The organism is Nitrospirota bacterium, from assembly GCA_040755395.1.
GTDB lineage: Bacteria > Nitrospirota > Nitrospiria > Nitrospirales > Nitrospiraceae > DATLZU01.
On the sequence record JBFMAX010000006.1, the window covers coordinates 173,569 to 180,842 of the forward strand.

The 7,274-nt window shown below is 61.5% G+C and carries 9 protein-coding genes; 5 read left to right on the forward strand and 4 right to left on the reverse strand.

Annotation, left to right across the window (positions count from 1 at the left end; translation table 11 throughout):
- Positions 1 to 153: 153 nt before the first annotated feature.
- From AB1555_11640 to hisS, 4 genes are all read right to left on the reverse strand, one after another.
- Positions 154 to 420 (reverse strand): hypothetical protein, encoded by a 267-nt coding sequence (locus AB1555_11640; protein MEW6247343.1) that lies wholly within the window; start codon positions 418 to 420, stop codon positions 154 to 156.
- An 11-nt stretch (positions 421 to 431) separates the two neighbouring features.
- Entirely contained in the window at positions 432 to 779 is a 348-nt protein-coding gene (locus AB1555_11645) for a DsrE family protein (protein ID MEW6247344.1), read from the reverse strand.
- A gap of 21 nt (positions 780 to 800) precedes the next feature.
- Entirely contained in the window at positions 801 to 1,121 is a 321-nt protein-coding gene (locus AB1555_11650) for a DsrE family protein (protein MEW6247345.1), read from the reverse strand.
- 99 nt (positions 1,122 to 1,220) lie between these two features.
- Complete coding sequence (gene hisS / locus AB1555_11655) at positions 1,221 to 2,498, reverse strand: histidine--tRNA ligase (GenBank protein ID MEW6247346.1); 1,278 nt, start codon at positions 2,496 to 2,498, stop codon at positions 1,221 to 1,223.
- Positions 2,499 to 2,703: 205 nt separating this feature from the next.
- Between hisS and AB1555_11660 the strand changes: the two genes are divergently transcribed.
- The 5 genes from AB1555_11660 (at position 2,704) to AB1555_11680 (ending at position 7,122) form a co-directional block, all read left to right on the forward strand.
- The gene (locus AB1555_11660; GenBank protein ID MEW6247347.1) at positions 2,704 to 2,847 is read left to right on the forward strand and encodes a hypothetical protein; all 144 of its coding nucleotides are present in this window, start codon (positions 2,704 to 2,706) and stop codon (positions 2,845 to 2,847) included.
- A gap of 6 nt (positions 2,848 to 2,853) precedes the next feature.
- Complete coding sequence (locus AB1555_11665; GenBank protein ID MEW6247348.1) at positions 2,854 to 3,930, forward strand: putative sulfate exporter family transporter; 1,077 nt, start codon at positions 2,854 to 2,856, stop codon at positions 3,928 to 3,930.
- Between the two features lie 114 nt (positions 3,931 to 4,044).
- Complete coding sequence (locus tag AB1555_11670) at positions 4,045 to 5,562, forward strand: FAD-dependent thymidylate synthase (protein ID MEW6247349.1); 1,518 nt, start codon at positions 4,045 to 4,047, stop codon at positions 5,560 to 5,562.
- Positions 5,563 to 5,584: 22 nt separating this feature from the next.
- Positions 5,585 to 6,082: a DUF2231 domain-containing protein gene (locus AB1555_11675; GenBank protein ID MEW6247350.1), complete on the forward strand. Its 498-nt coding sequence runs from the start codon at positions 5,585 to 5,587 to the stop codon at positions 6,080 to 6,082.
- A 2-nt stretch (positions 6,083 to 6,084) separates the two neighbouring features.
- Positions 6,085 to 7,122, forward strand: a complete 1,038-nt coding sequence (locus AB1555_11680; GenBank protein ID MEW6247351.1) for a tetratricopeptide repeat protein — start codon at positions 6,085 to 6,087, stop codon at positions 7,120 to 7,122.
- Positions 7,123 to 7,274 lie beyond the last annotated feature (152 nt).

The window sequence follows — 7,274 nt, forward strand, 5'->3', positions numbered from 1 at the left end:
TTTCCCCAGTTCCATCCACTCCATCAAACACCTGAATTTATAGAATTTTCAATCGCTTCTACTAATACACAATCTCCACACGCCTTACTCCTAGCATTCCTCTTACAGATTCTCGTCTTATACGCCCTGTTTAAAAGAAAGTAGGAGAAGTCTTCACAAAACTATGACCGTGTCCGATTCAAACACTCGCCCAATCAGGTCCGCATAAGAAATCGCCGACACGCCACGGCTCGTTTCGCCGGTCCCCTTTCCATCCACATCCAGCTTCAGCGTATGCTGTGCCTGAATAGGGCAAACCTCCGTCCCTTCCAGAAGAACCGCCGTCACGTCCATGTCGCTTGCTGCCTGGTCGGGGCAAAGAAGCGAAACCTCTGCGTCGTCGAGCGAAGATCGTCTGATGAGATAGAGGACCTTCCGCACAACCGTTCTCCTCAGGAGAACACCAGTGCCCGGTCGGATGACGCGATACGCTTGGCTATGGTGCCCGCCTGCTCTTCATGAACATGAAAACCAGGGGTCATGCGGAACGAGGACCCGGTTCCCGCAGCCATGACAAAAGGAACGCTCAACTGCTGCAACGAAGGGAGGTATTTTTCAAGAATGTCCGCATCGATGACGTGATCGAGGTCTTGGGTGAGCAGCAGAGGAGCCTGCCCGAGGAGGAAGACGGTCACGGAATGCTCGCCGGCGCTCAAGCCCAGAGCGATACGAAGCGCTTCGACCGCGCGATGCGTCTTTGTGGGGTTTGCGCGGATTACAACGGCAACGCTAGAGGGCATCGAGACCTGGACGTCCAGGGGTCAGTTAAATGCCAGGAACCGGTCGCAACCAGCAATCATGTTCGACAGCACAACGAGTCCGCACAAGGAGATGGCGGGATCGAGCCTCTCGGTTGATACCCCGTGCTGTTGGCAGCCATAGGCGCACACGAAGAGCTTGGCGCCGCGATGAGCTAAGTCGACCAGCCGCGGATCGCGCAAATTCTTCACACCCTCGTCAATGAGATAGAGATACACATCGATTTGCTGAGTCAACGCTTCAGAGGATAGGGCGGCGACAGTGTCCACGCTGGGATGCGATTGCGGCGTGGACAGCAAGATACCGAGTTTCTTTTTCTGCATGACAATTCACAGGGGGAATAATCAAATAAGTACTTTAAAAATCAATGTCTTACAAAAACAAATCAAACAACAGAAGATTACGAGTTTTAGACACAAAAGTCAACCGGAAAAACCACGCCCTCCAGCCGGGCTATAGCGCGATGCGATCGTCCGTGCTGCGCCCTTCAAAGGGATATCCTCCTGTTGCTTGGTGTCCATATTGCGAAGGACGAGAGAGTCTTTCGAGACCTCTTCGTCGCCCAGGATGACCGAATAGACCGACCGCAGTCGGTCGGCCTGTCGCAGGTGAGCTTTGAGCGAGGTAGCCCTGTAGTCGATCTCGGTCGGGACACCGAGTGCCCGTAGTTCCTCGACAAGGGCGAGACCTGCGGAGGACCCGCGTTCGCCGAAGGCGGCGATATACACAGGGCGCAGAACCGAAGGCATGCTCTCTTGAGGCAACATCAGCGTCACTCGTTCCAACCCGACGGCGAATCCGATGGCCGGAGTCTTCGGGCCGCCGAGCGCTTCTACTAAGCCGTCGTAGCGACCACCAGCTCCGACGGCGTTTTGCGCGCCAAGCTGCGAAGAGGTGACCTCGAAGGCCGTCAAGGTATAGTAGTCGAGTCCACGGACGAGGCGAGGGTTGAGCTGATAGGGAACGCCGATCAGCGATAAGCCTCCGAGAACATGATCGAAGTGGCGGCGAGCCTCCGGTGACAGGTGATCCGTCAGCCGCGGGGCGTCCTCGGTCGCCGCACGGCACTCGGGGACCTTGCAGTCGAGGACGCGGAGGGGATTCGCCTCCATGCGCCGCCGGCAGTTCGGGCAGAGTCGGGATACGCGCTCTTGGAGGAACCCGAGTAGCAGAGCCTTATAGGCCGGCCTGTCCTCGGCGAGTCCCAGACTGTTGATCTCCAGCGTCAGATCCGGGAGAGCGAGCCCGGAAAGAAATCGCCACAGCAACGCGATGACCTCGACGTCGGCGCGGGGATCCGCCGTGCCGAAGAACTCCACGCCGAACTGGTGAAACTGCCGGAGCCGTCCGGCTTGCGGGCGCTCATGCCGGAACATCGGCCCCAGGTAAAACAGCTTCTGGGGAAGGGGGTCGGCGGCCAGGTTGTGTTCGATGTACGCCCGGACGGCTCCGGCGGTTCCTTCAGGGCGCAGGGTCAGCGACGTTCCATCGCGGTCCTGAAAGGTATACATCTCTTTTTCGACGATATCGGTCGCCGCTCCGATGCTCCGGGCGAAGAGTTCCGTCGTTTCGAAGACCGGGATGCGGATCTCCCGATAGCCGTAGAGTCCCGCAATGCGGCGGGCGTGTTGTTCGACGAACTGCCAGCGCGCGGTCTCGTCCGGGAGGATATCCTTGACGCCCTTGATCCCTCGAATCATACCCGTTCCTTCATCTCTCGCCTATCGCCTGGCAGCGCGACTATAGCGGCGGCGTTCGAGGCAAGTCAACGCGCCTGCATGGCCTTGGTCAACGGTCATGAGTCAATGGCCAACGGTGATGGACGACAGCGATGGTCCTGTGCCCATTGACGATTGACCGCTGGGCCACGCTGCCTCCTTGCAGCGACAGGCCGCTGGCGTTATAGTGCGGCGCACCGTTAAGCTGAAGCTGCCGGCTGTTCACGTTCAACTTGAAGCAGAGATGAGCGAAGACTGGCTCGCGGTCGCCATCGGATTGGGATTGGTGGCCTTGGTGGGGACAGGGCTGATCGCTCACGTTCCGTGGTGATCGTCGATGATGAGGGAAGATTCGGGAGCTGCGTATCGGACTACGGCGGGAACCCAGTGGATCGCCGCCGCGTTTTCGTTTCTCCTCGTCGTCGTGCTGGCGGTGATCGCCAACCGGCTGGCTCAGGCGAGCAAGGTGTGGCTCGGCCGGGAGCTGTTGGAATATCCTTTGTGGGCCGTGACGCTCGGGCTCGCGGCGAATCTGGCGATCACGACCGCCGGCATCCGCGACCGCGTCAGCGCCGTGATCGGAACGGAGTTTTTCTTGAAAACGGGCCTTGTCCTGATGGGCGCCACGATCAACTTTGCGGATGTCTTGCGCATCGGCGCCAAGGGCCTGATTCAGGCGGTGCTGGTCGTGACGGCGGTCTTCTTCCTGACGTGGTATCTGGCCGCATGGTTCCGGCTCGATGCCAAGCTGCGCGCGCTGATGGCCGCCTCCGTCTCGATTTGCGGAGTGTCCGCCGCCATCGCCGCCGCGGGCGCGGTTCTGGCGAAGAAGGAACACCTGGCCTACGTGGCGACGCTGGTGATCCTGTTTGCGCTGCCGCTCATGCTGCTCCAGCCCTATGCGGCGAAAGCGCTGGATCTCTCTGCAGACGTAGCCGGCGCGTGGATCGGCGGCAACATCGACACGACCGCCGCCGTGGTCGGAGCCGGGGCGATCCACAGCGAAGCCGCGATGAAGGTCGCGTCGGTCGTCAAACTGTCCCAGAACGCCCTCATCGGGTTTGCCGCGTTCTTTTTAGCGCTGTACTGGGTCGTCGTCATCGAACGGCGCCCGGACCAGCGACCCAGTCCACGCGAGATCTGGACCAGGTTTCCGAAATTCGTGCTGGGCTTTGTGATCGCCTCGGCGCTCGCCACCTTCGGGCTCCTCGCGCCGGAGCAAGTCAAAGACGCGATCGTCCCGCTGCGGAATTGGTTTTTGACCGCGGCCTTCGTGTGCATCGGGTTAGAGCTGTCTTTCGCGGAGTTTGCCGAGGTCGGGTGGCGCCCCGTCGCGGTCTATTTTCTTGCCACGGCGGCCAACACCGCGCTCGCACTGGGGGCTGCCTGGCTGCTGTTTGGGAACGCATGGTAACCGGAGGGCAATGGTTGGGAAGAACGGGTCGCCACCGTCTGAATCATTGACCGCTGACTGTTGACCAATGACACGGTCGTCAATGACCATTTACGCCATAGGAACTGAGAGGAGATGAGGACGGAAGGTCCCCAGCGCCGCGTGATCGCGGTGGCGCCCATGCCGCCGGAGAAATCCGCCTACGCGCTGGCCCGCTACAGCCGCTCGCCGGATTCGATCGAGGACAGCATCCGCTGGGTCCATACGCATTCCTCCGAGAAGTTCTGGGAGCAGTTCTATTTCGATTACGGGCACGCCTCGATCGCCGATCTGGGGCACGCCATCGTCTGTTTCGAACACATCTCGGAACTCGCGGCGATCCGACTCGAGGACGAACCGCTATGGGACGGTCAAGCCAAGTCCAGTCGTTACCAGAACTTCGCCTCCAGCGCGTGGTACGTGCCGGACTCCGTGCGCGGTACCGAAACGGAAGGGACCTATCACGGCATTCTTCGCAGCCTGGCCAACGTCTACCGCACGCTGCATGAGCCGCTGGTGCGGTTTCTGTCCGAGCGCGAGCCCCGCCCTGAATCCATGACGCCGGCGCAATACCAGCGGACGATCGCGGCCCGTGCGTTCGACGTGACACGCTACCTCCTGCCGCTGGCGGCCCGCACCAACGTCGGCCAGGTGGTGAGCATCAGGACGCTCGAAAAACAGATTACGCGGCTGCTCTCCTCCCAGTTGCCGGAGCTGCGGGCGATCGGGGAAGAACTGAAAGAAGCCTGCCAGCGTCCTCCTGTCGACCTTTGGGCCGAGCTTTCGGGGCAGACGGCCGGCCCGGCCGAGCCCCTGGCGCCGACGCTCGCGCGGCATGCCAAGGCGAGTCCGTATCAGGCCGAGGTGTACGCGGACCTGGCGCGGCACGCGCGCGAAGTGCTGAAAGGGACCGGGCTTCCCGATCATCCGGACGTGGTGAAGGCGACCACGAGACTGGAAGGCCAGGGGGTCGAGGAGTCGGTGGACCTCATTGAGCCTCATCACCCCCTGGACGAACTGGTCGCGACGCTGTTCTATCGCGTGACGCAGGCGCCGTATCGGAACATCCTCGCCGTCGTCCGCGAGTGGACCGAGAAGCAGAAGCGGGACACGGTCGAAGTCGCGCTGCGGAAGCGCGGGCCCTATGACGAACTGATCAAGGAGTTCCGAAGCGGGTACGCGTTCATCTTCGACATCCTCATGGACATCGGGGGCTGGCGGGACCTGCACCGGCACCGGCGTTGCCAGCAGGTCCAGCAGAACTTCACGACCGTCCACGGATACGACGTCCCGGCCGCGCTCGTCCAAGCCGGGCTCGAGCGGGACTATCAGGACGCCATGGACGCCGTGAAATCCGACATCGAGCGGTTGCGCAAAACCAGCCAGGAAGCCGCGCTCTATGCGATTCCCTTCGGCTTCAGGGTCCGCTGTCTGTTTAAGATGGACTTCGCGGAGGCGGAGTACATCGCCAGGCTCCGATCGGGCGTGAAGGGACACTGGTCGTACCGGACCATCGCCTGGTCGATGAAGCGGAAACTCGCCCAGCGTTACCCGACACTGGGCGATCTGGTGCAGGCGACACCGCCTGACGTGGAGGACACGCTCACCCGATAGAGCACGCCCGGAGTGACGGAACATGAAAAGCCGGCTGCAGTTCCGCGGGCATCCGATTCACGCCATGATGGTGGGATTTCCCATCGGGCTGTACTCCTCGGCGCTTGTGTGCGATGTCCTCTATCTTCTGCTCCGCGACGCCTTCTGGTTTCGCGCCGCTTACTGGGCGTTGGTGTTCGGGGTGGTGACGCACCTGGGCGCCGCTGCCACCGGGTTTCCCGATTTTCTGGCGATCATCAGGGAGCGGACGGCGGCCGCCAGGCACCCGGCCCTGTCGCATCTCATCTTCGGAATCGGTTTGCTGGTCATCCAAGGGTTGAATCTGGCGGTGCGGAACGGGGGCGATCTCCCGGCCTCCGGCTCCGTCGCGCTCCCGGTGATCGTCAATGTGATCGGCGCGGCGCTGACCGGGGTGCAGGGCTGGTACGGAGGCGAGCTGGTCTACCGCCATTTCGTCGGGATCGACCTGCCGGAGACGGCGCCGCCGGGCAAGCACCAGAAGGACAAGAGGCACCATTGAGCATGTCGGACTACGCGGTTCGGATCGAAGGCGCCCTTCTGCAGGGTGACTGGGACGCGGCGTTCCGGGAAGCGACGGCGTGGGCGCAGACGGTGCCCGCGGACCGGCGCGAGCCGCGGCCGTACTTCGCTCTCAACGTCGTGCATCTTATCAGAGGGCAGTTCGCGGAGGCCTGGAAGATTCACGCCAAAGCGTTGCAGGAAAGCGAGGACATCGAGGTGATCCGAGCCTGGATGGAGGACTTGCGGGCCCGGCATCCGGACAACGCCCTTGTCCATTTGGTCATGGGTTTGTTTCTCGCCCAGTCGGGCAAATCCGAGCAGTCGGTGGATTGTTACAAGGAAGCCATGCGGCTCGATCCGCTCTCCGCCTATCCGCACTATTTTCTCGCGCAGATTCACGAGCGCGCGGACCGCCCGGAATTGGCGATCAAGGAGTACCGCGAAGCCGTCAAGCTGGACCCGACCTACATCCCGGCCCGGACCAACCTGGGTGTGGCCTATCAAGAACAGGGCCGGCTCGAAATGGCGATTCCCCAGTATCGTGAAGTGATCCGCCTGAATCCGAACGACGCGATCGCCCATGCGAATCTCGCCTGCGCGCTCTTGGAGCAAGGCAAAACGGAGGCGGCGCTGTTGGAGTACAAGGAGGCCGTTCGCCTGAATCCCCAGGACTCGGAGGTGCGTTACGCGCTGGGCGGTTTGTACGAAAGCCGGGGACGGAAAGATCTGGCGCTGAAGGAATATGAAGCGGCGGTCCAGGCCAATCCGGATTTCGCGCCCCCTCGCGTCGCGATCGGCTGGATGCTGTTTGAAAAAGGAAACCTGGGGGACGCGATGGACGCCTTCAACCGGGCATTGAAAGCCGATCCCGAGAATGCGCGCGCGTACCTGGGCGTCGCGAAAGTGTACGCCTGTCGCGGGAAGGTGCAGACCGCGATCGACAACTACACCAAGGCGCTCAAGTACGAGCGGGATCCCCAGAAGAAAAACGAGATCATGAACCAGCTTTTCAAGGAAGGGGGAACGTGGGATACGTGACGCGTACACGCGTCACGAATGAGGAAGAGGTCTTGTCAATAGGTGTGTAAATGGAATCAGGCAGCGGCCTCCTTCGGCCTGACAGGTTTCTGCATACCATCGACAAACTGGATGCCGGCGTAGACCAGAGGCAGCAGCTCCGGGGCATTCAG

What these genes read in the sequence shown, in the direction of transcription:
- AB1555_11665 (MEW6247348.1), top strand. Translation starts at nt 2,854, where the DNA reads ATGATGAGGGAAGATTCGGGAGCTGCGTATCGGACTACGGCGGGAACC.
- AB1555_11645 (MEW6247344.1), bottom strand. Translation starts at nt 779, where the DNA reads ATGCCCTCTAGCGTTGCCGTTGTAATCCGCGCAAACCCCACAAAGACG.
- AB1555_11675 (MEW6247350.1), top strand. Translation starts at nt 5,585, where the DNA reads ATGAAAAGCCGGCTGCAGTTCCGCGGGCATCCGATTCACGCCATGATG.
- hisS (MEW6247346.1), bottom strand. Translation starts at nt 2,498, where the DNA reads ATGATTCGAGGGATCAAGGGCGTCAAGGATATCCTCCCGGACGAGACC.
- AB1555_11670 (MEW6247349.1), top strand. Translation starts at nt 4,045, where the DNA reads ATGAGGACGGAAGGTCCCCAGCGCCGCGTGATCGCGGTGGCGCCCATG.
- AB1555_11650 (MEW6247345.1), bottom strand. Translation starts at nt 1,121, where the DNA reads ATGCAGAAAAAGAAACTCGGTATCTTGCTGTCCACGCCGCAATCGCAT.
- AB1555_11680 (MEW6247351.1), top strand. Translation starts at nt 6,085, where the DNA reads ATGTCGGACTACGCGGTTCGGATCGAAGGCGCCCTTCTGCAGGGTGAC.